Annotated in this window: 26 protein-coding genes; 10 read left to right on the forward strand and 16 right to left on the reverse strand. The window is 41.6% G+C overall.

All coding sequences use genetic code 11. The annotated features are described in order from the left end of the window. Positions 1–68: 68 nt before the first annotated feature. The 3 genes from PQ469_RS06730 to PQ469_RS06740 all read right to left on the reverse strand — a co-directional run bounded on the left by PQ469_RS06730 (position 69) and on the right by PQ469_RS06740 (position 2,077). A complete protein-coding gene (locus PQ469_RS06730) occupies positions 69–665 on the reverse strand; it encodes a mobile mystery protein B (protein WP_274212252.1) in 597 nt (198 codons plus the stop codon). Next, positions 656–1,120 carry a mobile mystery protein A gene (locus PQ469_RS06735; RefSeq protein ID WP_274212253.1) on the reverse strand — a complete coding sequence of 155 codons (465 nt, stop codon included), beginning with the start codon at positions 1,118–1,120 and terminating at the stop codon, positions 656–658. Before PQ469_RS06735 ends, PQ469_RS06730 begins: the two co-directional genes overlap by 10 nt. A 129-nt stretch (positions 1,121–1,249) precedes the next feature. Then, positions 1,250–2,077, reverse strand: a complete 828-nt coding sequence (locus tag PQ469_RS06740) for an alpha/beta fold hydrolase (RefSeq protein ID WP_274212254.1) — start codon at positions 2,075–2,077, stop codon at positions 1,250–1,252. 234 nt (positions 2,078–2,311) lie between these two features. Between PQ469_RS06740 and PQ469_RS06745 the strand changes: the two genes are divergently transcribed. After that, positions 2,312–3,139: an N-acetylmuramoyl-L-alanine amidase family protein gene (locus PQ469_RS06745; protein WP_274212255.1), complete on the forward strand. Its 828-nt coding sequence runs from the start codon at positions 2,312–2,314 to the stop codon at positions 3,137–3,139. Between the two features lie 459 nt (positions 3,140–3,598). After that, positions 3,599–4,174 (forward strand): YceI family protein, encoded by a 576-nt coding sequence (locus PQ469_RS06750; protein ID WP_274212256.1) that lies wholly within the window; start codon positions 3,599–3,601, stop codon positions 4,172–4,174. A 63-nt stretch (positions 4,175–4,237) separates the two neighbouring features. On the opposite strand, the gene PQ469_RS06755 is transcribed toward PQ469_RS06750, so the two are convergent. Further along, positions 4,238–4,459: a hypothetical protein gene (locus PQ469_RS06755; RefSeq protein ID WP_274212257.1), complete on the reverse strand. Its 222-nt coding sequence runs from the start codon at positions 4,457–4,459 to the stop codon at positions 4,238–4,240. A gap of 203 nt (positions 4,460–4,662) precedes the next feature. Beyond that, positions 4,663–5,055 (reverse strand): hypothetical protein, encoded by a 393-nt coding sequence (locus PQ469_RS06760; protein WP_090653071.1) that lies wholly within the window; start codon positions 5,053–5,055, stop codon positions 4,663–4,665. Between the two features lie 116 nt (positions 5,056–5,171). On the opposite strand from PQ469_RS06760, the gene PQ469_RS06765 reads away from it, so the two are divergent. Continuing rightward, positions 5,172–6,422: a DUF2130 domain-containing protein gene (locus PQ469_RS06765; RefSeq protein ID WP_177183952.1), complete on the forward strand. Its 1,251-nt coding sequence runs from the start codon at positions 5,172–5,174 to the stop codon at positions 6,420–6,422. Positions 6,423–6,506: 84 nt separating this feature from the next. On the opposite strand, the gene PQ469_RS06770 is transcribed toward PQ469_RS06765, so the two are convergent. Then, a complete protein-coding gene (locus PQ469_RS06770) occupies positions 6,507–8,105 on the reverse strand; it encodes a PAS domain-containing protein (RefSeq protein ID WP_274212258.1) in 1,599 nt (532 codons plus the stop codon). A 203-nt stretch (positions 8,106–8,308) separates the two neighbouring features. Here PQ469_RS06770 and PQ469_RS06775 point away from each other — a divergent pair, with 203 nt between their 5' ends. After that, positions 8,309–9,232 (forward strand): ChbG/HpnK family deacetylase, encoded by a 924-nt coding sequence (locus tag PQ469_RS06775; protein ID WP_274212259.1) that lies wholly within the window; start codon positions 8,309–8,311, stop codon positions 9,230–9,232. Positions 9,233–9,234: 2 nt separating this feature from the next. Here the strand turns inward: PQ469_RS06775 and PQ469_RS06780 are convergent, their stop codons facing one another. After that, positions 9,235–9,447: a hypothetical protein gene (locus PQ469_RS06780; protein ID WP_090653067.1), complete on the reverse strand. Its 213-nt coding sequence runs from the start codon at positions 9,445–9,447 to the stop codon at positions 9,235–9,237. 176 nt (positions 9,448–9,623) lie between these two features. Here PQ469_RS06780 and PQ469_RS06785 point away from each other — a divergent pair, with 176 nt between their 5' ends. Further along, positions 9,624–10,631, forward strand: a complete 1,008-nt coding sequence (locus PQ469_RS06785; RefSeq protein ID WP_274212260.1) for an ABC transporter ATP-binding protein — start codon at positions 9,624–9,626, stop codon at positions 10,629–10,631. Between the two features lie 330 nt (positions 10,632–10,961). On the opposite strand, the gene PQ469_RS06790 is transcribed toward PQ469_RS06785, so the two are convergent. From PQ469_RS06790 to PQ469_RS06800, 3 genes are all read right to left on the reverse strand, one after another. Then, positions 10,962–12,443: a glycine--tRNA ligase gene (locus PQ469_RS06790; protein ID WP_274212261.1), complete on the reverse strand. Its 1,482-nt coding sequence runs from the start codon at positions 12,441–12,443 to the stop codon at positions 10,962–10,964. A gap of 336 nt (positions 12,444–12,779) precedes the next feature. After that, entirely contained in the window at positions 12,780–13,025 is a 246-nt protein-coding gene (locus PQ469_RS06795; protein ID WP_274212262.1) for a hypothetical protein, read from the reverse strand. Between the two features lie 413 nt (positions 13,026–13,438). Beyond that, complete coding sequence (locus tag PQ469_RS06800; protein WP_274212263.1) at positions 13,439–13,864, reverse strand: hypothetical protein; 426 nt, start codon at positions 13,862–13,864, stop codon at positions 13,439–13,441. 475 nt (positions 13,865–14,339) lie between these two features. Here PQ469_RS06800 and PQ469_RS06805 point away from each other — a divergent pair, with 475 nt between their 5' ends. The 5 genes from PQ469_RS06805 (at position 14,340) to PQ469_RS06825 (ending at position 18,124) form a co-directional block, all read left to right on the forward strand. Then, complete coding sequence (locus PQ469_RS06805) at positions 14,340–15,008, forward strand: FAD-binding oxidoreductase (RefSeq protein WP_274212264.1); 669 nt, start codon at positions 14,340–14,342, stop codon at positions 15,006–15,008. A 301-nt stretch (positions 15,009–15,309) separates the two neighbouring features. Then, a complete protein-coding gene (locus tag PQ469_RS06810) occupies positions 15,310–16,014 on the forward strand; it encodes an ATP-binding cassette domain-containing protein (protein WP_090644134.1) in 705 nt (234 codons plus the stop codon). A gap of 53 nt (positions 16,015–16,067) precedes the next feature. Next, positions 16,068–16,685 (forward strand): hypothetical protein, encoded by a 618-nt coding sequence (locus PQ469_RS06815; protein ID WP_274212266.1) that lies wholly within the window; start codon positions 16,068–16,070, stop codon positions 16,683–16,685. A gap of 152 nt (positions 16,686–16,837) precedes the next feature. Further along, entirely contained in the window at positions 16,838–17,437 is a 600-nt protein-coding gene (locus PQ469_RS06820) for a hypothetical protein (protein WP_274212267.1), read from the forward strand. 78 nt (positions 17,438–17,515) lie between these two features. After that, complete coding sequence (locus PQ469_RS06825; protein ID WP_274212268.1) at positions 17,516–18,124, forward strand: hypothetical protein; 609 nt, start codon at positions 17,516–17,518, stop codon at positions 18,122–18,124. 142 nt (positions 18,125–18,266) lie between these two features. On the opposite strand, the gene hppD is transcribed toward PQ469_RS06825, so the two are convergent. The 6 genes from hppD to PQ469_RS06855 form a co-directional block, all read right to left on the reverse strand. After that, the gene (gene hppD / locus PQ469_RS06830; protein ID WP_274212269.1) at positions 18,267–19,391 is read right to left on the reverse strand and encodes a 4-hydroxyphenylpyruvate dioxygenase; all 1,125 of its coding nucleotides are present in this window, start codon (positions 19,389–19,391) and stop codon (positions 18,267–18,269) included. A gap of 175 nt (positions 19,392–19,566) precedes the next feature. Then, positions 19,567–20,724: a homogentisate 1,2-dioxygenase gene (locus PQ469_RS06835; protein WP_274212270.1), complete on the reverse strand. Its 1,158-nt coding sequence runs from the start codon at positions 20,722–20,724 to the stop codon at positions 19,567–19,569. A gap of 404 nt (positions 20,725–21,128) precedes the next feature. Beyond that, positions 21,129–22,040 carry a hypothetical protein gene (locus PQ469_RS06840; protein ID WP_274212272.1) on the reverse strand — a complete coding sequence of 304 codons (912 nt, stop codon included), beginning with the start codon at positions 22,038–22,040 and terminating at the stop codon, positions 21,129–21,131. 1 nt (position 22,041) lies between these two features. After that, the gene (locus tag PQ469_RS06845) at positions 22,042–23,355 is read right to left on the reverse strand and encodes an MBOAT family O-acyltransferase (RefSeq protein ID WP_274212273.1); all 1,314 of its coding nucleotides are present in this window, start codon (positions 23,353–23,355) and stop codon (positions 22,042–22,044) included. Positions 23,356–23,544: 189 nt separating this feature from the next. After that, on the reverse strand, positions 23,545–23,787 hold the full coding sequence (locus PQ469_RS06850) for an acyl carrier protein (protein ID WP_274212274.1): 243 nt from the start codon (positions 23,785–23,787) through the stop codon (positions 23,545–23,547). 6 nt (positions 23,788–23,793) lie between these two features. After that, the gene (locus PQ469_RS06855) at positions 23,794–25,515 is read right to left on the reverse strand and encodes an HAD-IIIC family phosphatase (RefSeq protein ID WP_274212275.1); all 1,722 of its coding nucleotides are present in this window, start codon (positions 25,513–25,515) and stop codon (positions 23,794–23,796) included. Positions 25,516–25,644: the final 129 nt, after the last annotated feature.

Below are 25,644 nucleotides of genomic sequence, written 5' to 3' on the forward strand. Positions count from 1 at the left end.
CCTGGCATCTTGGCGCGAAATTAATTTTTTAATGCTTTCCTCAATGAAGTTGGGAGAATGGTATTGACTTAAGAACGTGCAAACCGTATAAGCGGTTCAATATCACCTTTATCGGCGGCTCTTATGGCAGTTAGGTAAAATTTTCTACTCTGGTCTGCTTTTATTAGGTTTGAACTTCCCCATGAATACACCGGCAGCTTAAAAAGGTGTTCAACTATAATATCGCCTAATAATCTGGAATGTCTGCCGTTGCCGTTTGCAAAACAGTGAATGCTAACTATTCGATGTTTAAAGCGGATGGCTATTTCGTTTGGTGGATAAATTGCTTTATCTACCCAGAATCTTGTGTCATCTAATAGATTTCTAAGCTCTACGCCCACTTTAAAGTAATCCACTCCCAGGTTTTTATTTGTGTTTCTGAATTTGCCTGCCCATGCCCAGGTATCCCCAAACATCCGGTAATGTAGTTCTTTAATAAACCCCTCCGTTAACACTTTATCCGATTTGAATTTCCGGATTAAGGTCCACTCTACAGCTTTTTGAATGTTCAATTGCTCAAACTCATCCAGTTCTGCGCGTGTAGTGATGGTAGTAATGAGCAAGCCCTCTTTTTCCTCTTCGTCCAAAGGGGTTTGCCCATCCTCGTATTCGAAATTTATTCCCATAAATATTTGGGCAACTCTGCTTTGATTTCTTCTGCTTTCTCGTTTATAGCTTTCTCTATCCTTTCTCCCGAATTTTCCTGGTCTTCCAGTTTCATTGAATTAGATGTTCGCAGCACAATCTTTTTGGCAAGTTCCTTAGCTCGTTTTTCAATCATCAATTCGATAGAGCCATCCTTGGGTATTATCCCATATACCAATTTCATGTCTAAAGCATTAGCAGCCTCCCGCAGGCGGTTTAAGCTTATAGTGCCCAGGGCTTCCCGCATTTCCAGGTCATTTGCGCTTTGTGCCGTAATATTTAAACGATTGCCCAATTGCTGTAAAGTCATTTTAAGGGAAACCCGCACAGCATTTAACCAGCCTTTTGACGGTATAATAACATTCTCAACTGATTTAAAAACGATAAGCTTTTTATCCATTTGTTCAATAACCAACTGTTGTTTTTTGTTTTTCATACGCTTTGTCGCTTTACTACCAAACAAAGTTAAGTCTATAGTCTGAAATAAACAAACTTATTTCAGACTATAGACTTAAAAAAAACAATTATTTATCAGTCTTAAGGCTGATATTTTTAAAATCGATTTTTATCGTTTATTAAAAGACTGTTCAAAAAAGTCATCCACCAATTTGTTAAACTCGTCTTTATGTTCAACAAGTGTAGGATGACCTGAGTTGGGTACAATCCATAAATAGGATTTCGGGATATTTTGGGAAATGATTACCGTATGCTCAACAGGGATAAGGTCGTGGTCGCCGCCTATAATAAGCGATGGGCACTTGATTTTGTGTAGTTCGGTCAATTTGATGTGCGGTTGATCATAATCCAGCATGAATATTTTCCAGTCATTCTTTTCTTTAGCAGTTTTCCAAACCTCATTTTTATGTGCCGCGTAGTTTTTCTGCATATCTTTCCATAAACTGGGTATTAGCCCGGTTGAGTCGGGCCAAAGGTTTGCACCTGTCGACGCCAGTTTTATGACTTTATCAGGATGGCGCATAGCAAGTTCCAGCGCGTTAATGCCACCATCGCTCCAGCCAACAACATACGCCGAGTCGATATGCATGGCATCCAGCAGGGCAGCAAAATCATCGGCCATTTGCTCAAAGCTCAATGAGTCGGCAGGATCGGTTGATTTGCCATGCGCCCGGCTATCTACCGCTATAACTTTATATTTTTTTGCAAAATATGGAATGTTGCTTTTGAAAGCGCTCATTTTATCGCCGTTGCCGTGTATCATCAGCAAGGGTTTGCCGCTTCCGTAAGTTTCGGTGTACAGCTTAATACCACGTATGTTGTAATATTTGCCCACCAATGCATTGTCGCCATAAGGTATTTGTTTTTCCTGGCTATAACTGGTTTGTACAAGAAAGATGAAAACGAACAAGGCAAACAACAATTTCTTAAATGGCATAAATCAAATAGTAATTAGTAAAACATAAATATAAAAATTAAACATGATATCCATTACATCTCTTGTCGCTTTGTGATTTTGGCATTTTTTGAACCCAAATAACGTTAAAATGTTAACTAATACTACCTTTGCAGAATTTAATTAAACATACATTTAAACTAAGTACGCCAAACAATATCTTAATTATGGCATTTATAGTTAAAATATTTAAAGTACCTATATACAAAATTCTTCATGTTTTCCATCTACCTAAAAAGTACGCGTATACTTGGATTTACTTGTTTTTTCTTCGGTTTACTTTCTGTTAACAGTTTATACGGGCAAGAAGGCGGCGCATCAAAACCGGTTACAAATCACTTTAAGTTTAAAACACTTATCGTTGATGCCGGCCATGGGGGTAAAGACCCCGGTGCGCACGGCGCTACTTCAAAAGAAAAAGATATTGCGCTTAGCATAGCCAAAAAGCTGCGCGATTTGGTAAATAACGAAATGCCTGGTGTTAAAACCATCATGACCCGCAGTACAGATACCTTTATTGAGTTGCACCGGCGCACCGAAATAGCCAACAGCAACCACGGTAACCTGTTTATTTCTATCCATTGTAATTCATCGCCCCAAAAAAGAGCCAAAGAGCACGGTACCCTGGTATTGGTTTATGGTTTTCACCGCAGCCAGGAACAGCGTGAGGCATTGCGCGAGAACGCTTCCATTTTTATTGAAGATGACTACAAAAACAAATACAATGGTTACGGCGAAGATAATGTGGTGAATACCATTGTGCTGAACGCTTTTCAGCAAAAGTACCGTAAGCAAAGTATTCATTTTGGCGATATGATTATTCACCAGGTTAAAAAAGCAGATGGCCGCCATACCTTTGGCGTAAAGGAACAGGGTGTACTGGTACTGGCCCAAAGCGGTATGCCGGCGGTGCTGGTTGAAACAGGCTTTATCAATAACCCGGCCGACGAAGAATACCTGAACTCAAAAGATGGTCAGTTCACCATCGCTACTTCGATATTAAGGGCGCTTAAGGGGTATAGGGATAGTTTGGAGGGAAGATAACTTGGTGCTAAAATCAAATTAAACGTCGGTTATAACCTTATATTATCGCGAAAAATATTTATTTCATAATAGACTTTTTGGCAAAATAATGGCAAGTAAAAGCCATTGCAAATGCTCAATAAATTATTATTACTATCTAATATTTTTTACCAGCATTCAAAAGGTAATGACGGATCCGCAAACAATTATAGCACTAAATACCATTGACGCCAGCTTCATTAGTAATAATGTAGGCCTTTCATTATTTTATGTATTTGGCAATAAGTAAATTATCGTTATTTGCTTAGTCCTCTTAACGTGTTTGTTACGCCAAAAATATTGTTTACCCCACTAAATCAGTCGTGATTTGTCATCCCAATTTAATAATTAAATGTTTAAACATTTAATCGCTTGTTATTCCAATTCTTTGTATACTTTTGGGTCATAGAAAAAATCAAGTCTCAAAAAAAATTTAAAAAAATGAAAAAAATCTTTATCCTGTTGGCATCGGCATTTTTGTATACTGCTGCATCTGCACAAACTACCTGGACTGTTGACAAAGCGCACTCAAATGTGAAATTTACAGTTACCCACTTATTAGTAAATGATGTTGATGGTACCTTTAAAACTTATGATGCCACCATCGTTGCTGCTAAGCCAGATTTTAGCGACGCTAAAGTTGCGTTTACTGTACAAACAGCATCTGTAAGCACAGATAATGATTACCGCGATAATCACTTAAAATCGGCCGATTTTTTTGATGTTGCCAATAAGCCAACAATTACCTTTACAAGCACTGGTATCACAAAAACATCTGATAAACATTATGCGGTTACTGGTAACCTTACTTTAGCTGGTGTTACCAAACCGGTAACTTTTGACCTTTGGTATCGTGGCACTATCCAAAACCCAATGAGCAAAGCCGATGATGCTGGTTTCCAGTTAACAGGTACAATAAAACGTGCTGATTTTGGCTTTGGCAGCAAATTTGGTTCGGCTATGTTAAGCGATGAAGTTACTATTAAAGCCAATGGCGAATTTGCTAAGGCAAAATAATTACAATATTGTTTAAAGTGCAAACGGCGTACCTGTTAAAATGGGTACGCCGTTTGTTTTTTATTAATTTTTGTTGCGCTGGTATTGTACTTTAAGCTGCTGCTTTTGCAGGTAATAAATGATAACGGTACATATGGCAATTGCTGCTACCAATGCCGCACCGGCAATAATGTGCATAACGGGTACCTGGTAATTGGGGTTGATTAGTGATTCGGTAACGTTTGGGATAATGAGGGCGATGAGTGGTAAACAAATAAATAACCGCAGTAGTCCGAGTTTTTTCATAATGATTATTAAATTATGTAAGCCTTTGCTACAGGTGGCCAAATAAATGGGGGCCAGGAGATAAAGGTTTTAGTGATGGTTTGTGGTGACAAATGTGGCAAATTGATACTTAGTAAAAAATACCCACAATTTGGTATTTTAAACTACGTGTTTTGGCATGTGGTATCCGTTTTAGATGGCAGTATTTCGACGGGAAAGCAGGATCAGTCGGCCAGGAGGTGTTTTAAAGTATCAAACCAAAGTTGGTTTTTGGTGCCGAAGAACCGAAGATCCACAATAAGGTAAACTATGGCAGTATCGTCGCCTTGTTTGTAACGTAACCTTAAGGGTTGGCAAAAAAGGCCCTTGTTTCTGACCAACGATCTTTTGTAAACGTCATCAAATCCAAGATATACTTGTTCAAGCTTGTTTAAAGGGATATTTAAGTAGTTGTAGCCATCAATAACCAGGCTTGTTGGGGTCAATATAATTTCACCCTCACGATGGTGGGGAGGCGGAGTTAGCGAAAAAAGGGCTCCGGCTTCGTCGATCAGTGTAAGCGCCGCGATTTCGTAATCGTAGCTCCACAAGACCTTGCCAATTTGTAAAATTTGCATTGATGTAATGTATAAATAATAATTGATAACTGCAAGTATTACATTTTCGTCAAAATTTGGCGCTGTATAAATTCCTATATTTGAGGTGCGAAAATGTTTTTCGCGTGATAAAAAGTATGGCTACAGAAGTTAAGTGCCCCAGTTGTGGTTTTGGTTTTCCGATAGAGGAGGTGATGGCCGAGGAGTATAAAAAAGAGCTCCGGGTTAAAATGCAGGATTATACCCGCCAAAAAGAGGAGGAATACCGTAAAAAAGACGAGGAGTTTTTAAGTAAAGAGCGGCAGCAAAAAGCCGAGTTTGAACAGCGCCTGAATGCCGAAAAAAAACAACTGCAGCTGGTGCTGGAGGAAAACCTGCGTAAATCCATAAGCCAGGATTATGAAAACCAGGTGCTGATGCTTAAAAATTCGGCGCAGGAAAGCGAAGAAAAATTAAAGCTATCGCGCCAGAAAGAGCTTGAGTTTTTACAACGCGAAAAACAGCTTCAGCAAAAAGAAGAGGAAATGGAGCTTTCATTGCAACGTAAGTTGCAGGAGCAACGAAATGAACTGGGCGAGCAGATTCGCCGCCAGGAAGCCGAGCGGCATAGCATAAAGGATATTGAGTACCAGTTAAAAGTAAAAGAACTGGAGAAGCAACTGGACGACCAAAAGAAGCTTGCCGAAGAAATGAAACGCAAGGCCGAGCAGGGGTCAATGCAATTACAGGGCGAAGTGCAGGAACTGATACTGGAGGAGTTATTGCGTAATTATTTTCCTTTCGATTTAATAAGTGAAGTTGGCAAAGGCGTTCGCGGTGCCGATTGTATTCAAACCGTTCGTAATCAGTTTGGGCAGGAGTGCGGTAAAATTATTTACGAAAGTAAACGTACCGCTACCTTTGGCGCCGACTGGATTGACAAACTCAAAAAAGATATGCGCAGCGTTGGTGTAGATGTAGCAGTTATTGTTACGCAATGCTACCCCAAGGGAATGGATTGTTTTGGCGAAAAGGATGGAGTTTGGATTTGTAGTTTTGACGAGGTGAAAGCGGTATCATATATCCTGCGCGATGGCGTAATCAAACTGTCAAACCTCATCAAATCTCAGGATAATAAAGGCGATAAAATGCACCTGTTGTATGATTACCTAACCAGCAGTGAATTTTCTGAGCAATGGAAGGCCATCAGAGAAGGTTATATGAGTATGCGCCTATCCATCCAAAAAGAACGCGACGCGATGGAAAAAATGTGGAAATCGCGCGAGAAGCAGCTGGATAAGGTATTGTTAAACGCCGCGCATATTAAAGGCAGTATTGAAGGTATTGCCGGCGCAGATAGCATTCAGCTAAGCCTTACAGATGATGAGGATACTTTGTTGTTGGATTAGGGACGCAATTTGGCGATTTGCCAGATTATCAGGACCTTTCAGGGTGAAAAAGATAGTTTCAGTATTTATTTGGCCATTAGATTTTTAAGTGCCCAACTTAGGTATTAAATCTATCTGCTCATCCTCCGATTTTCTGATGATGCCTAAAATGATGCTATCGAGTTCATGTACCGATACGGAAATAAAATGGAGTACCTGATGATAATCCTTTGATTGGGTATTTTCATCAACCAATAAATCAAGCAGGCCCATGAGCCGGGCAACCGGGGTTCGTACAGTGTGGGCCTGGGTCCAGGCTATTTCTTTGAGTTTTATATTTTGTTTTTCGATAGCATTTACGTGGTTTTTTGTTTGGGTAACATCGCGCTCGATAGAGATCCAGTGGGTTGTTTTGCCCGCTGAGTCCTTAACTGGTGATACCGACTTACTACTCCAGAAACGTTCGCCATTCTTTTTAAAGTTAATTACCTCAACTTCAAATGCTGCATGCAGATCGAAGGTATTTATTAAGTTGGTTTGACCAGCCGCCGCCGCATTATTACCCCATAAAATATCGGTTACAGCCCCAATCGCTTCCTGCCGGGTGTAGCCGGTAATATTGGTAAATGCCTCGTTTGCGTATACTAATTTTCTTTGCAGGTTTTCATTGGCTTCGGCCTCAAAAATCAAAACCGCATCTGTGGCGTAATTCAACACCGATTCGGTAAGGCGAAGCCATTGTTCTTCTTCTTTTTGGCGTGTAATATCCTGCATGGCGCCAATAACCCGTATAGGTTTGCCGTTTGCCTCCCTGATTATCAAAGCCCGGTCAAGTATATGTTTGTATTTGCCATCGGCGCATAAAAACCGGTAATCAAGCTGTAGGTGATTGTTTTTGCCTGTAAACGCCCGGGTAAGGCCCCCGGTAACTTTTTCGGCATCGTCGGGGTGCAGCTTGGTGTTCCACCAGTTGGTTACATTGGCAACTTCGCTTAATTTGTACCCAAAGGCCTGGTTCATACCATAGTTGTACTGAATGGTGTCGTTAATGATATCCCAGTCCCAGATGGTATCGCTCGTGGCCTGGGCAACCGTTTCGTACCTGTTGTTACTTTGCTGTAGCCCGTTAAAAAGCGTGGGTAAAAGTTGCGCAGTAACAGCACTTAAAATAATAAGGTTTACTGATACCGCTATCCACGAGCCAAGACTGTATTGTAAGGCAATACCATCAGATAAAAGTTTAAAATGAATGCAAATACCTACCGAAATGCAAATACCTATGTTGATGTAAACTGTACAAAATGGTCGTGTACCAGGAAATATAAGTAAACAAAAAATGGTTATTCCCAATAAATAAAGCAAACCCGGCCCGTACCAGCCAAGATAGTAAAGCAAAAACACGGCAAGCAGGTACAATAATGTAATAAGCAACAATTTACGGGCCGGTATACTTATACCATGCAATAATGCTACGGCCGAAATGGCAAACACAATTGAAAAATCAAAAACAGCAAGCGTGTAAAAATGATTTGAAATACTAATGTACCCGCCGGGAACCAGGGCGATAACGAAAAGCGGCAGCAGGTAAGTCATTATTGCTGCAAATAGTTTGTTGCTCCAGTAGGGTAGTCCATGCAGTTGTTCGGTGTTTCCTAAACAGTTGCGGTTAACCAGGGTTTTATAGTATTGCCATATATATTGCATCAATAGCGGTTAATGCCGGTATTTAGGGGAGGGCCGGCATTACGAGTGACAAGATATTAAATAAACGTAAAAACTACACGAATAAATGTACCCAGCGGGTGATTTTTTATAATATTTACATTTTATTATTGCCATTAACGATGGTTTTTTGCCCTTTTCGGGCTATTTTTAGTTTAATCTTTTATTGATAAATCCCTGATTTGATGAAAAATACGCGTTTCTGGTACCTGTTTGGGTTAATGATGGTTACCTGGTTGAACCCGGTGGCCGCACAACAAGTTGATAAATTGCCGCAATTGCTGATAAGACTTGACGATATTGGCATGAACCATTCTGTAAATATGGCCGCCGAAAAAATGGCCCAAACAGGCTTACCTTTTTCAGTATCGTTACAGTTTGCCTGCCCATGGTACCAGGAAGCTGTGGAGATTTTAAAAAAATATCCAAACGTGAGTGTAGGGGTACACTTAACCTTAACATCTGAGTGGAAAAACTATCGCTGGGGGCCTGTTACAGGGCGCACTGCGGTGCCGGGCCTGGTTGATGAAGTTGGCTATTTTCCGCATTCAACATCGGCATTTGCTAAAAGTGGTTATAAAATAGAAGAGGTAGAAACAGAACTATCGGCACAAATTGAACGTGCATTGGCCTCGGGGCTTAAAATTACCTATATCGATCCACACATGGGCATAGCACTTTCGACACCCGAGCTTCGGGCGCTGACCGAAAAACTGGCGCATAAATATAAATTAGCTATATCAACCCTAAGTAGTGTTACTTATTTTGGCGAAACCTATATGGAAATGTGGGGCGAACCGATAGCTACCAAGAAAAAGGTTTTTTTGAATTACGTGAGCACCAAACTTAACCCCAACAAGCCAAATCTGGTGGTTATTCATACAGCCACGCCCAGCCCCGAAATGGATGCGCTGGTAGATATGAACAGCAACATGATGAATACTAAAGAGGGTAAACCCCTCACCAGCCTTCATCGCCAAACAGAACTGAACATGTTGCTATCGCCGGAATTTAGGGCGATGGATGGAAAAAAATTCAGGATGATTAATTACGCACAATTATTGGCTGGCAAAGATATAAGCATACTTAAAGCTGTTGATAATAAATAGGCTTATTTACTTTTTGATAAGGCAATTACAGCTATGCCTCCTATAATTAATGCGCCGCCTAAATACGGGGGCCAGTTAACAGTTTTTTGCTTATCAACAGAAACCTGGAGTGGACCGGCGTCAATAACTTTTTCCTTTTTGGTATAAGTAAAGCCCGTCCAGATGAGCATGATAGCGCCTATAACGATAAGTGCTATACCAATGGTTTTGTTCATGTTTGTAGTTTTAATGTTTCGCTTTTAATAGGAATGACCAGAGTTGTAAATTGTTTGCGGGGATACAAAATATAAGCTTTAGCTTTTGCGGGTAGCAAACTTTTTATAGATTAGGTACTTTTAAGGCCATAGTTATTTGCCTTCATCAAAACTTAAGCAATAAAAAGTATACAGGAATGCAAGATGATTTGATACTCGAAACCATATCTGTTACCAAAAACTTTTTTGGCGATAAATCAACCGGGGTAAACAACATAACCATATTTGTGCCCAAAGGGAAGATAACCGCTATAGTTGGCGAAAGCGGCAGTGGTAAAACCACACTCCTGAACTTATTGTTTGGTACCCTACAACCCGATCATGGCGAGGTTTTTTTTAAAGAGGAACGGGTATTGAGCCGGGAACACGGTATACAACATGCACACCAGGTAATGCGGATGGTTACCCAAAACGGTGTTGATATGAACCCCAAATCGACTGTTTGGGAAACTGTGCGTGATGGCATGCCTCCTGAAGACCACAGCCACGAAATAAAGCTGGTTACCGAAGCCCTTAATATGCTTAATATTTATCCGCTAAAAGATTACCCCTTCGGTAAGCTAAGCGGGGGCGAAAAGCAGCGGGTTACAATTGCCAAAGCCCTTATCAGCCGGCCGCAGGTTTTACTGCTTGACGAACCTTTTAACCAGGTTGACGCCTATTACCGGGAAGCCCTGCAGCACGATATCAGGCAAATTGTACGGGAGTGGAAAACAACCGTGGTGCTGGTATCGCATGATCCGGCCGAGATACTATCAATGGCCGATGAACTTATTGTAATAAAAGAAGGCGAAATTGTTGAACATGGCCCGCCCGATAAATTATACCACTCGCCCAAATTGCTATATACCTCGCAAATACTGGCCAGCAGCAGTGTGCTTACATCAACCAAGGCCAAAGTTTGCGGAATTAAAAGCAAGCGTGGTATTGTTGTTGTATATGCCGAACATGTGAAAATTGCAGCTATTGGCAAAAAATGGCTTATAAAAATGATCCTGTTTAAAGGTTTTTTTGAAGAGTTGATTATTGATCATAATGATGTTACCCTGCGTGTAATGAATTACAAGAGGGGCAAATACAAAGTAGGCAGCAAGGTGAGCATAAAAATAACCAGGTACTTCGAGTTTGGGAAATGGGAGAATTGATGAAGAGGCAAGAATCAAGACCAAAAAAGTGGTAGGGTTCTGAAAATTAAAGCAAATATTGAAGTTAAAGCCTTAATAATATTATCTATCCTGCAAATCAAAAGTCCTCTCGTTTGGCTACCGTGTATGCACGGTTTTTAAACACGTATCACTAAACAAAGGAGGTGCCATTTCTACCAAATCAGAAGTGGATGTAAGCGAAGGGGCCAGGAGAAACTATCTCTTGAGCGTAGCGAAAAAGCTTATGTGCCCTGCAATTCGATAGTTTTTTTGAATACAGGGCGCATAAGATTTTTCTCGTACCTCGTTCTAAATCAAAGGAGTGGCGACTTACTTCAGCAAATTCTTCCAGCTTACCTGGTCGCCGATGATTTTTTCAAGGTCGGCGCTGGCCACACGTTCCTGGGCCATGGTATCGCGGTAGCGGATGGTTACGGTATCATCCTCCAAACTCTGGTGATCAACCGTTATACAGAAAGGTGTACCAATAGCATCCTGGCGGCGATAGCGCTTGCCAATGGCATCTTTTTCTTCGTACTGTATGTTAAAGTCAAGCTTCAGGCGATCCATAATCTCGCGGGCTTTCTCGGGCAAGCCATCTTTTTTGGTAAGCGGGAATATAGCCGCTTTAACCGGGGCCAGGCAAGGGTGCAGGTGCAGCACGGTACGGCTGTCCTGTTTCTCGTCGGTGCTCAGGTCTTCCTCTTCAAAAGCGTTTATCATGGTTAGCAGGAACATCCTGTCTAACCCTATCGAAGTTTCAATAACGTAAGGCACATAGTTGCCATAAGGTTTGCCTGTTTCTGGGTCAACCTCGGGGTCAAAGTATTGCATCTTTTTGTTCGAGAATTTCTCGTGCTGGCTCAAGTCAAAATCGGTACGGCTGTGTATGCCCTCTACCTCTTTAAATCCAAACGGAAACTCAAACTCAATGTCAAAAGCGGCATCGGCATAATGGGCCAGCTTTACGTGTTCATGATAACGGTATTTGGCGGCATCGGTACCCAGGGCAAGGTGCCATTTTAAACGGGCAGCTTTCCATTTTTCAAACCATTCTTTTTGTGTGCCAGGGCGTACAAAGTATTGCATTTCCATTTGCTCAAATTCGCGCATGCGGATAATGAACTGGCGGGCAATCACCTCGTTACGGAAAGCCTTACCTATTTGCGCAATACCGAAAGGAATTTTCATCCTGCCCGATTTTTGCACGTTTAGGTAGTTCACAAAAATACCCTGCGCGGTTTCCGGGCGAAGGTAAATCAGGTCGGCATCATCGGCTACGGCGCCCATCTGGGTGCTAAACATCAGGTTAAACTGGCGCACATCTGTCCAGTTGCGGGTACCGCTTACCGGGCAGGCAATTTCATGCTCAATAATAAGCTCCTTTAAACGTGGCAAGTCCTCATTTTTAAGGGCCTCGTCCATATCGTGCTGTAACTGCTCGGCTTTATCAGTTTTACCGTCTTTATCGTAACGGTCAATCTTATCCTCCAAAAGCTGATCGGCGCGGTAACGCTTCTTCGAATCCTTGTTGTCAATCATCGGGTCGCTGAAACCATCAACGTGGCCGCTGGCTTTCCAGATCTTTGGGTGCATAAATATGGCGCTATCAATACCAACAATGTTGTCATGCATTTGCACCATGGCTTTCCACCAGTAGGTTTTAATGTTGTTCTTCAGTTCAGCACCATTTTGGCCGTAATCGTAAACAGCGCTTAACCCATCATAAATTTCGCTCGATGGGAAAACAAAGCCATACTCCTTGGCATGCGATATAACATTTTTAAAAAGTTCGTCGGTTGATTTGCTCATAATAGCTGCAAAGATACAATTTAGGCAGAAAGCTGAAAGGGGAGAATAGTAGCAAGTAGTAAGTAGTAAGTAGTAAGATTTTTTTCGGCGAGTCAAGGTAAAGGTTAATGACCATCTACTTTTGTCTTGATACTTACTACTCGTAATGGCGTTCCCTGCGGGCCGGGCCATACACTCATACGCGCACAGGGCATTAGGCGCGGGCCGGTATCCGTTTCTGTCCCTAACGCAAAACCCGGAAGCGATAGAGGCCGTCCGTCCGCACAGGTGCCCTCACTCTATTTCGGACAAAAGCGGACGCTTTTAATGATACTCACCGTCATAAATTGGCAGAAACTATCGCCTGCTAAGCCGTAACCATACGCGTGGCGTTATTTTAGAAAACAGCCAGTAGTTAAATACCAGTAACGATATAAATACAAATGTTAAAATCAGTTGTACCGGGTTAATGTCGTTGCCGACAAAAAGTTTTGCCGAAACACCCCAGCATGATTTTAGTATAAAAATTAACAGCCTAACTATCATCGATGCCGATACATAAGCAAATACTGTATTGCTAATTATTAAGAGCCATTTTGGCATTGTTTTTTTCATGTCGTAAGCTTCAGCCTAAAATAAGCAGAATTTGGAAATAAAAAATAATGGGCCAGATGTTAACGGTTAAGCATTTTTTTACTACCTTATTCTTTATTTTAAAGAAATTTCTGTATATTTGTAATGGGCTTGTTCTGTTTTAAAAGCACTAAAACTGTCCGCTTCCGTCCGATACTGTCCTACACCTGTGGGCGGACGGACACCACAACAGGCCCTCACCACCTTGTCCGCCCTGTCCGAAATGTACCGGGACCCTAAAGCGGACGGACGGAAACACAACCAACCACATAAGCACACCAGATAGCATGCACCCGCCCGCTTTCCCCACTTTAAATAAATTTAAGGTAAGGAGAGGTATTTTTAAAAAACTCGGTTTTTATAAAAACAAGGGCAGTAAAAAATCAGGGTAAGTTGCTCAATATACTCTTTAACATATCTTTTGCTGTACCTCTTTGGGTAATTAATTGTATTGATATGGCAAAAATGTAAAATACCAGGAAAAACAAAATACCATAATACTGTTCTTGGCTTATTAAGCCTATTGCAAGGGCAATAAATATAAGTAGCGGTGCAGTTAAACTTGTGTAATAACTAAAGGTTACCAAAACCTCATCTCCCGTAAAGCTGAGCTCAAACTTTCCTCCATTTAGCCGTGCTGCAGCTTGGTGCCTCCACCTTAATTTCCAGGGATTATCGTCAAATTCAACAACACTGCTTGTTAAGTTGTTAACCCTGTATTCTTCACCCTCTAACAGGGATACTATGTTGTCAATTACAACTCGAGGGGCAACATGGATAGCCTGTGTTAGTTTAAACTTTATTTTCATTGCGATAAGTGCTGCTAATTTACTAAAGTGCAGCCAATAACAAATATATGGATGTTTGACCGATTGATTGCCTGCGTAATAAACACACTGCCAGTGCCTGTGTAAATTCCTTTGCCCTTAAATAAACATTGGTTGCCCTTTTGTAGCGTCCGTCCGCAAGGGGGAACAGAGCAAAGACGGACAGGGGCGGACAGGCAAACTTTTGGCAAAACTGGTTTTAACCATGTCCGTCCGGATTTGTCCGTTAAAGAGCGGCACACCTGTGCGGACGGACGGGCTTTTTGATTAACGGAAGCTTGCGTTAAGGACAGAAACGGATACCGGCCTGTGAATAAGGCCTGTGCAGTATGAGTGTATGGGCCTGGCCCACACTTCTACCAGTGTGGGCAACGCCCTTAAAATGACACTAAAACAGGGTATTTGCTAAAACTTATCGGGCAAAAGTTTATTGTACTATATACAACTAATTGCTGCCATGGAAACCATAGTAAAAATCATATCAACCCAATATGTAACCCATAATGTAAAACAGTTTAGGCTCGAAAAACCTGCGGGCTATACTTTTACCCCCGGACAGGCCACCGAACTATCTGTAAACCAACAGACCTGGAAGGATAAGAAGAACCCTTTCACGTTTACCTGCCTAACCGATGACCCTTACCTGGAGTTTACGATAAAAATATATCCCGATAGCGAGGAAGGCGTAACCAATCAATTAAGCAAATTAGCCGTTGGTGATGAACTTATTATCCGCGATGCCTGGGGTGCCATTGAGTATAAAGGCCCCGGTTATTTTATAGCGGGTGGCGCTGGCATTACCCCGTTTATTGCCATTTTGAGGGATTTGAACAGGAAAGGAGAGCTGGCAGGAAACAAACTGTTTTTCAGTAACAAAACAGATAGCGACATTATTCTTGCCGATGAGCTGAAAAGTATGCTTGGCGCCGATGCCTTGTTTTTAATAAGCAGCCAAAAGGATAGCGTTCACGACACCCGCCGTATAGATGAGGCCTTTTTAAAAGCCGAAGTAAGCGATTTTACCAAACATTTTTACGTTTGCGGGCCCGATGCGATGGTAGAGCAGATTAACGGTATTTTAACCAGCATGGGTGCAGATGCCGATTCGGTGGTGTTTGAGCGGTAGGTTTTTGGTTGATGGATCATGGATCATGGTTGATTGTTCATGCTTCATGGCCCCGGCGGAGTTTGAAACTGTTGCTTATTTCCTGCCATCTTAGGCTATGAACCATTAACTATGATCCATTAACCAATGAACAATCTGTCCGCAGTGTTGGTCACCTCCGGACGGACGGACACCCAAAAAAAACTAAATCGAAATACCCGATTCCGGTAAAACCATGAACCATGATCTATGAACCATGAACAACTAACAAATTCTTCCATCTCCTATCTCAAATCTCATATCTAACATCTATTTTTACCGCATGAGTATCCGGGTAGAAGCATTGACAAAAATTTACGGCGAGCAAAAGGCAGTTGATAGCATCAGCTTTACTGCCGAAACGGGCGTGCTGGGTTTTTTGGGGCCTAACGGGGCCGGTAAATCAACCACGATGAAGATACTTACGGGCTTTATACCCCAAACATCGGGCTCGGCATCGGTTTGCGGGTTTGATGTGGTAACACAATCGTTAGATGTGCGCAGGCGTATTGGCTATCTGCCCGAAAGCAACCCGCTATACCTGGATATGTACGTGAAGGAATCGTTGGTGTTTATAGCAGGCATCCACAAAATGGCCCAACCCGAAGCCCGCATTGCCGAAGTGATTGAGCAAACCGGCCTTGGCCCCGAGCAGCATAAAAAAATTGGCCAGCTATCTAAAGGCTATCGTCAGCGCGTTGGCCTTGCCCAGGCTATACTGCACAATCCCGATGTGCTGATTTTAGATGAACCAACCTCGGGACTTGACCCTAACCAGCTCATAGGCATCCGCCGGTTAATTACCGATTTGGGTAAAACCAAAACCATCATCCTATCTACCCATATTATGCAGGAGGTTGAAGCCGTTTGCGATAAGGTGATCATCATCAATAAAGGCAAAATAGTTGCTGATGACACCCTGCAAGGGTTGCGGGCCGGTAATAACAATAAAACGTTGGAGAAAATATTTATCAGTCTTACCAATTAATTGGCGTAAATATTTTTATTTTCGCCTCAATAATTAACCTTATCATAATAAACATGAAAAAAACATTACTCGCCCTTTTTATTTTATTTGGCACCGTACTTACTGTTAAAGCACAGGACGATGAACTTTTACCAAGGTTTAGCGCAGGTTTTGGTGTTGGCGTTACAACCGGCCCCCAACATTCGGGGTTTCCGGCAGCGGGCAGCCTTGGCTTAAAAGGGGAATACCCAATAGCCGGCAGCCCGGTATGTATTACAGCATCGGTGGCATACCAGTTTTACGTATCGAGCGATGGCTATAACTACAGCTACAATAGTAACTATGGTGAAAGCACCACCGGCACTATAGCATCATTTGTTCCTGTAATGGCTGGCGCAAGGGTATATGTTAACAAGCTTTTTTTTGAAGGCGATGTTGGTGCATCTTTCAACCTTAATTCTGGTAAGTCATACACAGCCCAAAAGGTAGCACCTATACTTTCGCCAAGTATTGGTTATGGTTTCAGGTTCGGGTCGTCGCAAAAAATTGGGCTCGATTTAAGCCTGTCGTACGAAACCCGCCTGGAAAAAACACAAACACCTTCCGATCTTACGGTTGTTAGCCCTTATATCAGCGGTTACGGCAGCTATAACCTGGTAGCCTTTCACGTGGCATTCAGCTTAGGATTATAATATCGAAATGATTTAATGAACGGCCCCGGCGATTGATTTGCCGGGGCTTTTTATTGAATAATAAATTTACCGGGCTTAAATATAAATTATTGGCCTCAGGCTGTCGCATTTAACTGCCGGGGTACGTAACTGTTGTATAACCTCAAATCTGTATGCAAGCTAAATCAATCCGTTTGTTTTTATTATTGATGCTTTGCGGGGCATCCACCCTGGTTAAAGCACAATCGGGTAATAAAATTAATATCAGCATAGGGCCGGATGTTGGTATTCCCTTTAATACCGAACACACCTATCAGGTGCATACCCGCGATATTTACCAGGATGGTTTGGGCGGTAACATCAGGGCCGAGTTGCCTATCACCGTAGGTTTACACCTGACGGCAAGTGTGGGTTATGTGGTTTACCACTCCAATGTAAAGTATTTTTATTTAACGCCCTGGCAAGGTACTATTAATAGTTCATCGGCCCCGGCAGGCCCGCCGCCTTATAAGTATATACCGCTAAAAGTGGGTTTGCGTTATTACTACTCAAAGTATCTTTATATAGCTGCAGAGGCTGGCGACGCGGTTAAAGTTCAAAAACAGGCTGTATCGTCTTTTATATATTCGGGAGGCATAGGTGCCGCAATTCCCTTTGGTGTTCATCATGGTCTGGATATTGGTGTGCGTTACGAAAGCGGTTATAAAAACATCGATTCGGATTTTAAGATGGCGCAGCTGGGTATTGGGTTTGCTTATAAATATACCTTTTAAAAGTATTTGCAACCAGGGCATGGTTTTGCCTTCCTGAAAATTCCCTAATAAGGGCGAAATTTGAATATACCCTGTCACATGAAAAAAACTTTACTTGTCCTATTGTTCTTAACGGTTATCACTTTTACCGCAATGGCGCAAACCGATGTTAATCCGCTTTCGCGGGTAGCGGTTGGCTTTGGTTTAGGGGCTACAGTAGGTCCGCATAGCAATGAATACCCTGTAGCCAGTGGTTTTGGTATTAAATTCGAATTTCCTATCAAATCAACCCCGGTTAGTATCATGGCCTCGGGGGCTTATACTTTTATGTTGTCAAGGGCCGCTTACAACACAAATAGGTATAATTACAATGACAATGATGTCGATGACGGCGATGTTCATATCGCTTCATTTGCGCCTGTGGAATTAGGAGTGAGGGTGTATATGAGTAATCTTTTTGTCGAAGGCAACGCCGGTGTATCGTTTAATTTAAATGAAAACCACGGTAATTACACCGGCAAAAAAGTGGCCCTGGTTATAGCCCCTAATATTGGTTATTCCTTCAGGTTTAAAACATCAAAAAAATATGGGCTGGATTTAAGCCTGGGCTACGAAACCCGACCCGAAGATTCCCAGCTTCATGAGTTTAGTAATTATGGCAGTTACAATCAAATAGCGGTACACGCAGTTTTTAGCATAGGCTATTGATTTTGGGTTTTCAATACTTTAAATATCCCGGCTGTTATCTGGCGCCCTTTACCGGACTAAAACGCTTGCAATCAGAATAGCGATCTGTGAGGACACAGATCGCTCTAGTGGCTTTAGGCTTTCAGCATTCTGCTTTCAGCTTTTAAAGATTCCCCCTCAAATCCTGCTCCCTTTCAATGGCTTCAAACAGTGCCTTGAAATTGCCGGCGCCAAATGATTTTGCCCCTTTACGCTGAATGATCTCGAAGAAAAGGGTAGGCCTGTCTTCAATAGGTTTGGTGAAAATTTGCAGCAGGTAACCTTCGTCGTCCCGGTCAACCAGTATACCCAGTTTTTTAAGTGGTTCCAGGTCTTCGTCAATGTGGCCAACCCTGTCTGTAAGCTCATCATAGTAGGAGGTGGGTACGGTTAAAAACTCTACCCCGCGATTTTGCAGTTCGGTAACGGTAGCTACAATATCGTGGGTAGCCAGTGCCAGGTGCTGCACGCCTTCGCCCTCATAAAACTCCAGGTACTCTTCAATCTGCGATTTCTTTTTACCCTCGGCCGGCTCATTGATAGGGAATTTTACATAACCGTTGCCGTTGCTCATCACCTTACTCATTAGTGCCGAGTACTCGGTAGATATCATTTTATCATCAAAGGTTAAAATGTTTTTAAAGCCCAGTACTTCCTCATAAAAATTAACCCACTCGTTCATTTTATGCCAGCCAACATTGCCTACGCAATGGTCTACGTACAATAAACCGGTCTCGGTTGGGTTATAGGCGGTTTCCAGTTTTTGGTAGCCGGGCAAAAATAAGCCCTTGTAGTTTTTACGCTCTACAAATAGGTGAACGGTTTCGCCATAAAGCTTAATGCCGCTGGTGCGTACTTCGCCATATTCATCGCGCAGGGTTTGTGGCTGCTGGTAAGGTTCGGCGCCGCGGCTGGTGGTTTGTTTAAAGGCATCATAAGCATCATCAACCCAAAGGGCCAATACTTTTACACCATCACCATGTTTTTTGATATGCTCGGCAATAGGATGATCGGAGTGAAGGGGGGTGGTTAACACCAGCCTTATTTTGCCCTGTTGCAACACGTATGATGCCCTGTCGCGCACACCGGTTTCGGGGCCTGCATAAGCCAGCGTTTGAAAGCCGAAGGCGGTTTTATAATAATGGGCGGCCTGCTTGGCATTACCCACATAAAACTCAACATAATCGGTACCGTTAAGGGGCAAAAAATCAGTTGAGGTTGTTGGTTTATCTATGGTTTGTGTATGCATTTTAATTAGTGAATTAGTGAGTTATTGAATTATTGATTTGAAAAGGGCGGCGGCTTAATCCTGAATTATTGAATTGAAAGGGGGAGAGTCCTTGCAGCTTTTGCCTTTAACCTTTCACCCATTTTAACTTGATTGCAGCTACCTTTTGCCTTTCAGCTTTTACCTTTCGCCTAACCTACATTTGCCAGCTTTTATAATAATTTTCATCCTCAATCTTAATAGCATCTTCGGTAAGCATCAGCGGCCTGAAGGGGTCAATCATCACGGCAAGCTCGTCGGTTGATTCTTTGCCTATTGATTTCTCTACCGATCCTGGGTGCGGGCCATGCGGGATACCGCCCGGGTGCAGGGTTATCTGGCCCTTAACCACGCTTTTGCGGCTCATAAAATCGCCATCTACATAATACAAAACCTCGTCGCTATCTACATTGCTGTGGTTGTAAGGGGCGGGAATAGACAGGGGGTGATAATCAAACTTTCGGGGCACAAATGAGCATATCACAAAGTTGTTACCCTCAAAAGTTTGGTGTACGGGCGGTGGCTGGTGCAGGCGGCCTGTTATCGGTTCAAAGTCATGGATAGATAGCGCCCATGGGTAATGGAAACCATCCCAGCCAATAAAATCAAAGGGATGTGTACCGTAAATGTAGGGGTAAATAAGGCCTTGTTTTTTAATCAGGATTTTGAAATCGCCGTGCTCATCATGGGTTTCCAGGTTGGCCGGGCGTTTAATATCGCGCTCGCAATAAGGCGAATGTTCCATCAGCTGCCCGTATTGGTTGCGGTAGCGTTTAGGCGCACGTATGGGGCTAAAGCTTTCGATGATGAACAGGCGGTTTGCTGTGCCATCAAACTCCATCTGGTAAATGGTACCACGTGGTATTACCAGGTAATCGCCGTAGCCGAATTTAATATTACCGAACCCGGTTTTTAAAGTGCCTGTACCTTCATGGATAAACACCACCTCGTCGGCCTGGCTGTTTTTGTAAAAATAATTGGTCATGCTTTGGCGTGGCGCGGCCAGTGAAATATGCAAATCGCTGTTAACCAGTACAGGTTTGCGGCTTTGCAGGTAATCATCTTCGGGCGGTACATTAAAGCCTATCAGGCTGGTATGTTTCAGGTGTTTTTCGCGGGCTATTTGTGGCTCAACACTATACGGCTCGCCAAGGGTTTTAACAATGGTAGGTGGGTATACGTGGTAAACCAACGAATAAAGGCTCGAAAAACCTTCGGTAGAAACCAGCTCTTCGGCGTATAAGGTACCATCGGGCTTACGGAACTGCGTATGCCTTTTAGGCGGAATTGCTCCTAATGAATGATATACAGGCATTGTGTTTTAATTGGTTGATAATAAAACGTTTAAAGTACCAGGATAGTTTCGGAAGTTTTAAATATGCTTATAGCGCAAATGGGCCATATGGCTGTAAACCGGCTTTGGCAATAATTAAAAAAGAAGAGTGGAAAAGGGAGTTAGTATTGAGCCAGCACAGCTTTGGCAAGCATAGCATCCCTAAACGATGATGCATCGCTCATGGAGGTAAGCCCCAGGGAAAAATAAAAGTGCTTTTGTATGCTCATGGTTTATTTAATACGAAGTTAGGTGGTTTATTATTGCAAAGCAAATTTTTAGCTGGAGAAAAAGAACGGGTTTGTTTTATAACATCTCAATTTTAATTCCTCTCTTTAACCTTTTATTTATTAAGTAAACAGGAGGGGTGCGGAATAAATATCAAATCAGTTTTTGATTAGTTTATCGGCCAAATCTTCGGAGAATTTATGCGCTCCTATATCATTCATATGTAAATCATCATGGAATAAGGTATGGTCAAAAAAACGCGGGTCGTTTTCATAGTTGACGAAGCTTACATTAGAATATTTTTTACAAAAAGAACCCATGATGGTCACTACCTGGTTGCGTGGGGCAAAGGTAAAATAGATTGGAGATATAACCACGGTTATTTTAATGCCCCGTCTATGAAGCTGGCTCAAAAAATCATCTAAAATGTTAACTCTTTGCTGTATTAACTTTTCATATTTAAATGGTTTCACGGGTTGGTTATCCATCATATCATCAAATTTGAGATATCCTTCCACATCAATACCAAAGCCGGCTTTATGCGATGACAGGTTACCCATAATAATATCGCCTATCATTGAATTGTAGGGATAAATTTGTGACATTAATTTAAAACGCTCAAACCGGCTGTTGTATTTTATAAAGTTGGCAACCGCCGGATTATCCCTATAAGGAAGCAACATTGATAAGCTATTTTCTTCGGAGTTGGCAAAATCATCAGGATCCAGCTCAAGCACTATATGTTTGGGCCTGTACCGCTCCAGCACGGCCGACATGGCGGCCAGGCTATATATCATTTTAGAAGCATCGCGCCCACAATTGTAAAAAGTTGTATTAAACTTTTTTTCAAATACAGCCGGCACATAGTGGCGGCTGGCCCTTGATGAACCAAATACCAAAAAATCGGCGGTGGTTGTATTCATGACATAGGTGGTGCTGTTGAGTTTTTCTTTAAAAAAGAGAAATTTAAGCGTTTTGCCAACAGCAAAATCAAGAATGATCAACACCAGCAAAAGCAGGACAAACTTTTTAAAAAACCTTTTCAAATCGCTATTTGGGTGATCTTGCATGTTAAAACTGGAAATAAATAAATTGATTTTTATCAAATACACCAAAAAGCAATATGATGATCACCAGCGAGCAATAGCTTAAGTGTCTTATAAATAAGTTCTTGTTATTATAAAAGGCCAGGCTTTTCAAACTCCCGTACTCTTCTATAAAATCGCTTATAAATAGTATCGATAGAAATACTGAAGCGTAAATCATTAACCAATTATTTTCGGCAATAAATAATTTGCCATGATCAAAAAGTATTTTGTGGACAATGCTGGTGGCCTGTGTAAATGTGGCAGCCCTAAAAAAGATATATGTGAAGCAGATAAACGTAAATGTTAAAAAGGTAGAGGTTACTTTTACTACCAGTTCTGGTAAGTTTTTGAATATTTTTTTGCGTATTTTTTTTGTTAAAAATTCATACGCTACAGCAATGCCATGTAGTAAACCATAAACCACGTACGGCCAGCCGGCGCCGTGCCACAAGCCGCTCACCGCAAAAGTTACCAATACTGCAAACACTACTGCAAGTTTTCCCCAGCTCCTTAATGCAACTACTATGGGCGTAAAAAGATAATCGTTAAACCAAGTTGATAATGAAATATGCCAGCGCCGCCAAAGTTCGGATATGTTTTTACTGAAAAAAGGCCTGTTAAAGTTTGTCATGAGTTTAAATCCCATTACACGGGCACTGCCAATGGCAATATCGGAGTATCCCGAAAAATCGCAATATATCTGGAGCGCAAAAAATAAAGTAGCCACAAACAGAGTAGTACCATTATGGTGGCTGGAGTTGTTGTATACCGCGTTTACATAAATTGCGAGCCTATCGGCAATTACTACCTTTTTGAAATAACCCCACAGCATTCTTTTTAGTCCGTAGGTGACGTCATCGTAGTTAAAATTATGCTTTTCATAAAACTGATGCAGCATATTTTGCGGCCGCTCAATTGGACCGGCCACCAGTTGGGGGTAAAACATTACGTACAGCGCGTAAATTCCAAAATGCTTTTCGGCTTTTTGGTTGCCCCGATAAACCTCAATAACATAGCTAAGGCTTTGAAATGTATGGAATGATAGCCCTATAGGCAATAATATTTTTAGCGACTGAACGGAATAATTCCAATGTGCAACCTCTGCTAAAAGCCGGATATTATCGTTAAAGAAATTAAAATATTTGAAAATGAACAACACTACACAAGTAGATATAATGCTTATGACGAGATAAAACTTCCGCTTGTGCCCTTCCGTCTTTTCAATATATATGGCAGCTACATAATCAATTAAAATAGTTACCAGCAGTATAAGGATATAAATTGGCACAAAGAGCATATAAAAAATACAGCTTGCAATAAGTAAAAGCGGCCACCTGAATTTATAAGGAAATAAGAAATACAGCGCAGTTACTACAGGAAAAAAAATTAAAAATTCGAAGGAGTTAAATAGCATATTGCATTTATGTATTTTTAGAATAGTAGCACCTACTATTTTTTAAATGTATGGTGTACGAAAACATTGTGGTTAACTAAGCTTCGCATTTATTGAATCAATTAACTCCTCAATATTTTTCCAGCCTTGTATTTCCTGCGTCGAAAACCTGATCTTGTATTTTTTCTCGATAGCTACAACTAACTGGATATGATTTAGCGAATCCCAGTCCTCAACATCGTTTGCCGTTGTTTCATATTTTAAAACGATACGATCATTATCCAATTCGTCTATAAAAATTTCATTTAGTTGTTTTAACACTTCAGATTTTTCCATTTCAATTTATTTTTTTTGTATAAAGCAGTTTTGGGGCGTATATTCTTTTGCGTTGACCATCCATTGGCTTCCTTCCGGCACAAAACCCAGGTTATGATAATGATCTTTTACCATGGCGTTTTTGGGTGTAGGTAAATATTCTCCCTTTAACCATGTGTAATCATTTTGCCTTGCAAAAACAATAATGGTATTCAATATAAAAATTTCCATCCCCCTTTTTAACACCCTGCAACTCATTAGCCAGGTATCAATAAACAGCACATCGTTACTTTCTTTTTTTAGTATAATTACGGCTATAAGGCCGTTATCCCCAAATTTATCTGCTAAGGTAAACGAGAAGCTAAAAATGCTTTCATGCCCAATCATTGCTGCTATATCGGCATCGGTATACCTCACCGTTCGCAGATTAAACTGGTTTGATCGTTGCGACAACTGGGAAACCCTGGGCGTGTTAAATTTATTAAAAGGTTCAACTATCGAAACCATATCAAGGCTCTGTAAAAAGTCAGCCTCATTGGTATATCCTGCTTGTGCTACTGTGCGTTTAGCCTCAACCTGGTATTTCTTTGTTCGCTCTATGTCTTCATTTGAATAGGATGCCGTTTCAAAAAGGTTTAATGCATATAAATACTCCAGGTAATCGGCAGGGTCTTCGGGCAGTTCGGGTACAGTAATGCCGGGGATATTATCCCGCACCATGGCCCTTTCAAATGGGTTGTCATCTAAAAAAACCATGGTGTCAAACCCAATGTTCAATACAGCCTGTATCTTTCGGATGTTATCTGCTTTATTGTCCCAATTGGCCATAAAAACTGCAATATCATCCAGGTGCAATACCATGTCCGGGTGTTTTGCAAAAGGCTCCATCGCTGTCTCTTGCGTGTTTTTACTACAAACGGCAATGATTATTCCGCGGTTTTTAAGCTTTTTTATCCAATATTGAAATTCTGTAAATGCCTTGCCGATGCCGATATTGCCTACCTGGATATTTTCTAACCCATCGTCGCCAATGACGCCACCCCACATGGTATTGTCAAGGTCAACAATCAGGCACTTTTTAAATTTCCCCCATATCGCTCCTATCAAATCAACTGTTCTGGCGGCAACCAATGGCAAAACGTCAATGCTCAAAACCATCTCGGTATTAATATACACTGATGTTTGAAACATGGCCGGTTTGCCCACCTGGTTTTGAATGGCCGACATATCGCATAAATAAAAGTTGACGTTTTCTGCGGCGTATATCATCAACTCATAATTCAGCTTACGCAACTGAAACAAAAAAGATTGCTCCAGTTTATTGGCATAACTGCCAAATATGGCATCATCAATTTCGGTGTAGTTGTAATAAATAATCCGGGCTTTCGAGTTGTTATTTATTGCCGAGTGTAGTTTATCAATTAATGCCATCTGATCTTCGGCAAGGCAATGGTATTGTTGTGTGTTTAATTTGCCGTATTTGCCAAGTAACTTATGTGCCGATTGAAATATTATAATAACCTGGGGGGCAAATTGATACAACTCAGATGTTGGGTCAAAAACCTGGCGCTCCACCTGGTTAAAATCGGCCTCCCACATTTGAAGGTCAAAGCCTTGGTCAAACCCTGTGCCGCGTAAGGCTGTTAATAAAAATTGGGTCGCGGTGTCGCCCAATAACGCAACTTTAATAGGTGGTAACGTTGAAATGTTATTCTTTAAATTTTTTTTTAACTCCGAAAAAACCTTCATTTACGATGCCTGATAAAGCGTTGCTAAATATAAAAACTTATTTTAAATAGTTATTTTGCTAAATAATGCTTTTAAGGCTTCATGGATATAAATGGTTACTTACTAATTCCATAAGCAATTTATTGCTGA

Source organism: Mucilaginibacter sp. KACC 22773 (assembly GCF_028736215.1).
GTDB lineage: Bacteria > Bacteroidota > Bacteroidia > Sphingobacteriales > Sphingobacteriaceae > Mucilaginibacter.

Bases quoted from the DNA above. Each gene is read 5' to 3' on its own strand.
- PQ469_RS06730 (WP_274212252.1), bottom strand. From the start codon at position 665: ATGGGAATAAATTTCGAATACGAGGATGGGCAAACCCCTTTGGACGAA.
- PQ469_RS06735 (WP_274212253.1), bottom strand. From the start codon at position 1,120: ATGAAAAACAAAAAACAACAGTTGGTTATTGAACAAATGGATAAAAAG.
- PQ469_RS06740 (WP_274212254.1), bottom strand. From the start codon at position 2,077: ATGCCATTTAAGAAATTGTTGTTTGCCTTGTTCGTTTTCATCTTTCTT.
- PQ469_RS06745 (WP_274212255.1), top strand. From the start codon at position 2,312: ATGTTTTCCATCTACCTAAAAAGTACGCGTATACTTGGATTTACTTGT.
- PQ469_RS06750 (WP_274212256.1), top strand. From the start codon at position 3,599: ATGAAAAAAATCTTTATCCTGTTGGCATCGGCATTTTTGTATACTGCT.
- PQ469_RS06755 (WP_274212257.1), bottom strand. From the start codon at position 4,459: ATGAAAAAACTCGGACTACTGCGGTTATTTATTTGTTTACCACTCATC.
- PQ469_RS06760 (WP_090653071.1), bottom strand. From the start codon at position 5,055: ATGCAAATTTTACAAATTGGCAAGGTCTTGTGGAGCTACGATTACGAA.
- PQ469_RS06765 (WP_177183952.1), top strand. From the start codon at position 5,172: ATGGCTACAGAAGTTAAGTGCCCCAGTTGTGGTTTTGGTTTTCCGATA.
- PQ469_RS06770 (WP_274212258.1), bottom strand. From the start codon at position 8,105: ATGCAATATATATGGCAATACTATAAAACCCTGGTTAACCGCAACTGT.
- PQ469_RS06775 (WP_274212259.1), top strand. From the start codon at position 8,309: ATGAAAAATACGCGTTTCTGGTACCTGTTTGGGTTAATGATGGTTACC.
- PQ469_RS06780 (WP_090653067.1), bottom strand. From the start codon at position 9,447: ATGAACAAAACCATTGGTATAGCACTTATCGTTATAGGCGCTATCATG.
- PQ469_RS06785 (WP_274212260.1), top strand. From the start codon at position 9,624: ATGCAAGATGATTTGATACTCGAAACCATATCTGTTACCAAAAACTTT.
- PQ469_RS06790 (WP_274212261.1), bottom strand. From the start codon at position 12,443: ATGAGCAAATCAACCGACGAACTTTTTAAAAATGTTATATCGCATGCC.
- PQ469_RS06795 (WP_274212262.1), bottom strand. From the start codon at position 13,025: ATGCCAAAATGGCTCTTAATAATTAGCAATACAGTATTTGCTTATGTA.
- PQ469_RS06800 (WP_274212263.1), bottom strand. From the start codon at position 13,864: ATGAAAATAAAGTTTAAACTAACACAGGCTATCCATGTTGCCCCTCGA.
- PQ469_RS06805 (WP_274212264.1), top strand. From the start codon at position 14,340: ATGGAAACCATAGTAAAAATCATATCAACCCAATATGTAACCCATAAT.
- PQ469_RS06810 (WP_090644134.1), top strand. From the start codon at position 15,310: ATGAGTATCCGGGTAGAAGCATTGACAAAAATTTACGGCGAGCAAAAG.
- PQ469_RS06815 (WP_274212266.1), top strand. From the start codon at position 16,068: ATGAAAAAAACATTACTCGCCCTTTTTATTTTATTTGGCACCGTACTT.
- PQ469_RS06820 (WP_274212267.1), top strand. From the start codon at position 16,838: ATGCAAGCTAAATCAATCCGTTTGTTTTTATTATTGATGCTTTGCGGG.
- PQ469_RS06825 (WP_274212268.1), top strand. From the start codon at position 17,516: ATGAAAAAAACTTTACTTGTCCTATTGTTCTTAACGGTTATCACTTTT.
- hppD (WP_274212269.1), bottom strand. From the start codon at position 19,391: ATGCATACACAAACCATAGATAAACCAACAACCTCAACTGATTTTTTG.
- PQ469_RS06835 (WP_274212270.1), bottom strand. From the start codon at position 20,724: ATGCCTGTATATCATTCATTAGGAGCAATTCCGCCTAAAAGGCATACG.
- PQ469_RS06840 (WP_274212272.1), bottom strand. From the start codon at position 22,040: ATGCAAGATCACCCAAATAGCGATTTGAAAAGGTTTTTTAAAAAGTTT.
- PQ469_RS06845 (WP_274212273.1), bottom strand. From the start codon at position 23,355: ATGCTCTTTGTGCCAATTTATATCCTTATACTGCTGGTAACTATTTTA.
- PQ469_RS06850 (WP_274212274.1), bottom strand. From the start codon at position 23,787: ATGGAAAAATCTGAAGTGTTAAAACAACTAAATGAAATTTTTATAGAC.
- PQ469_RS06855 (WP_274212275.1), bottom strand. From the start codon at position 25,515: ATGAAGGTTTTTTCGGAGTTAAAAAAAAATTTAAAGAATAACATTTCA.